The sequence below is a fragment of the Terribacillus sp. AE2B 122 genome (assembly GCF_902497585.1).
GTDB classification, from domain to species: domain Bacteria; phylum Bacillota; class Bacilli; order Bacillales; family Amphibacillaceae; genus Terribacillus; species Terribacillus saccharophilus_A.
Genome location: NZ_LR700949.1, coordinates 22675 through 25658, shown reverse-complemented (window position 1 = coordinate 25658; position 2984 = coordinate 22675). Strand labels below are relative to the sequence as shown.

The following is a 2984-nucleotide window of genomic DNA, read 5'->3' as shown; positions in this document are numbered from 1 at the left end:
GTTTAAAAGCCGCTAAAAGCGGCGGGACTTTGTTTAATTGCCAATGCAGCATCAGGAGCTTTCGGTGCTATCGGAATTCCTGTCATTACGGGCGCTCAGCTTGGCGGCATCAGCAGTTTGGAGCTTTCCCGGACACTTGCCTTGATCCTGCCGCCAGTCAGTTTTCTGATTCCGTTCCTGCTCGTCTTTATCCTGAACGGATTCAAAGGTATTAAAGAGACCCTACCAGCTTTGCTTGTACTTAGCGGAACGTATACAATCATTCAAACTGCGACTATGATTTTCATCGGTCCGGAGCTTGCCAATATCGGAGCTGCTCTGATCAGTATGGGAGTACTTGCCCTCTTCCTTCGTAAATGGCAGCCAAAGCATATTTACCGGGAGAAAGGCGCAGAGGTTCAAGAGAAGCCTGCGAAATATTCACTTGGACAAGTGGCCAAGGCATGGTCACCGTTCTATATCCTGACTATCGTCATCGCTTTTTGGAGCGCACCATTCTTTAAAAATCTATTTGCACCAGAAGGTCCGTTGGCAGGCTGGATTGCTTACTTGAAAATGCCATTTCTACATCAGGAAGTGGTCAAGATTGCACCGATTGCCGTTACGGATACACCGATGGATGCCATCCTGAAGCTGGACTTTGTTTCTGCAACCGGCACAGCTATCCTCGTAGCCGTCATTCTGACTAGTTTGTTCAGCCGGAATATCAACTGGCAATGTGCTGCCAGCGGATTGCAGGAAGCAGCCAAAGAGCTATGGATTCCAGTTCTCACAATCTGCTTTATCATGGCGTTTGCAAATCTATCAAACTATGCCGGACTAAGCGCATCCATAGGTTTGACCTTAGCTAAAACAGGCAGCCTGTTTCCATTATTCAGCCCAATACTCGGCTGGATTGGCGTTTTCATCACCGGCTCTGTTGTCAGCAATAATGCACTGTTTGGTACATTGCAAGTCGTCACCGGCAGCCAGATTGGTACAAGCTCAGCCCTGCTCCTATCTGCCAATACAGCCGGCGGTGTCATGGCCAAGCTCATCTCACCGCAGTCTATCGCGATTGCAACAGCAGCCGTAAAAGAGACAGGTAATGAATCAGCATTGTTTAATCAGACGATTAAGTACAGCTTGATGCTGGCTGGATTTGTATGTGTATTGACATTTCTTTTGTCTCTATTTATGTAAAAAGCGCGCGTAAAAACTACTAACTTCGAAATTTTAGTAGTCAAACAGACAAAAAGGAGGACCTGAACGTTCGATTTTTGAACGAACAGATCTTCCTTTTTACTAGTTTATATTATACATCCTCCTTCTCCAGATCCTTTCTATGCCTCTACCCAAGCAATTTCCTTACATGTACATACAATATTCTGTAAGAAATTCGTATGAGGTCTAGTTAATTATGGAGGTGTTAGTTATCGCATCAAAAAATAAATTGACCGGTCGTGTTATTTTCAGAGGCGAACCGGGATATGAAGAAGCACGACTTAATTGGAATCCGTTCACTGACACATACCCCCTTGTTATTGTGTTCGCACAAGAACATGATGATGTGGTCAATGCAATAAAATGGGCACGAGAAAACAATGTCCCTCTTCGTGCTCGTGGCGGGCGACACGCTTTAGAAAGAGATATGTCTGTTGTAAGAGACGGCATCATCATCGATGTCAGCGACATGACTCGAGTTCGACTGAATAGTAAGAAGGAAATAGCTCTTATTGAAACCGGCATTGATGTAGGACCGCTTATCAGTACTTTAGCCAAATACGGCCTCATGTCTCCCTTTGGAGATAGTCCTACCGTGGGAATTGCCGGTCTTACACTTGGAGGAGGAATTGGACCACTTCAACGTACAATCGGTCTTGCTAGTGATAATCTTATTGGGGTAAAAATGGTTGATGCCGACGGAAGAACAATAATAGCTGATGAAAATAATAATTCTGACCTCTTGTGGGCTTCACGCGGTGGAGGCGGAGGTAATTTTGGCATAGCTACAGAATACAAATATAAGGTACACCGTGCACCTGAAAAGGCAACGGTATTCGACATTAATTGGCCGTGGGAACAAATAGAAGACGTTGTGAAGGTCTGGCAAAGATGGTCTCCTTCTGTTGATGAAAGATTAGGCACAAGTTTAGAGATTAACACTAAAACCAATGGGTTGCTCCAAGCAACAGGACTGTTTCTCGGTTCAAAAGCAGAGTTAACTGGTTTGTTAGAACCATTGTTAACCACGGGTACGCCATCAGAGGTTAACATTCAAACTTTACCTTGGCCTGCTGTCGTTAGAAATCGACTTCAACCTGACCAAATACCAACAGATATGGCGAACAAATTTTCTTCATCCTTTGGATTTCAGCCATTTCCTGATGAGGCAATCAAAGCTATGCGCTATTTTCTAGAAAACGCAACCGGAAGTGAGTCCAATTTCTTCTTTCTAAACTGGGGGGGCGCAGTAAGCAGAGTTTCTCCAGAAGCAACAGCATTCTTTTGGCGTGATCCAAAGTTTTATTTTGAGTGGAGTGCAACTTGGAAAAACCCTTCTGACGCCCAGAGAAACATCGCGTTAGTAGAAAGAACTCGTGAGATGTTGAAGCCGTTCTCCAAGGGATCCTATGTCAATGTTCCGGATTTTAATATTAAGAACTTCGGAAGTGCTTATTATGGAACAAACTTTGACAGACTCCGGGAAGTAAAAACAAAGTATGATCCAAAGAATGTATTCCACTATCCGCAAAGTATACCTCCATTTTACTAAAGGTCTGGTTTCGGTATTGTTCTAGTAGGTACCACATCTAACATTCTAAAAAATGAGCGCTCCTTAAAAATGGCCTAATTGAGTAGGGCGTGCTGAAAAACTACAATATCATGATAAAGAATAACCATATAAAGAAAAAAAGTAGAAGAGGCTGGGACATAACTAAATTCCCATTGCTTAAAACCGAGTGTTATTCTTGAGCGCCGCTTCGGCAGAACACTCCGCTTTC

General features: G+C 43.8%; 1 protein-coding gene and 1 pseudogene. Both read left to right on the top strand.

The window, feature by feature from the left end; genetic code table 11:
- A pseudogene (locus AE2B122_RS16370) lies at positions 1–1182 on the top strand (lactate permease LctP family transporter); the annotation flags it as partial.
- A 217-nt stretch (positions 1183–1399) separates the two neighbouring features.
- Entirely contained in the window at positions 1400–2755 is a 1356-nt protein-coding gene (locus AE2B122_RS16365) for an FAD-binding oxidoreductase (protein WP_175074734.1), read from the top strand.
- Positions 2756–2984 lie beyond the last annotated feature (229 nt).

What these genes read in the sequence shown, in the direction of transcription:
- AE2B122_RS16365 (WP_175074734.1), top strand. Translation starts at nt 1,400, where the DNA reads ATGGAGGTGTTAGTTATCGCATCAAAAAATAAATTGACCGGTCGTGTT.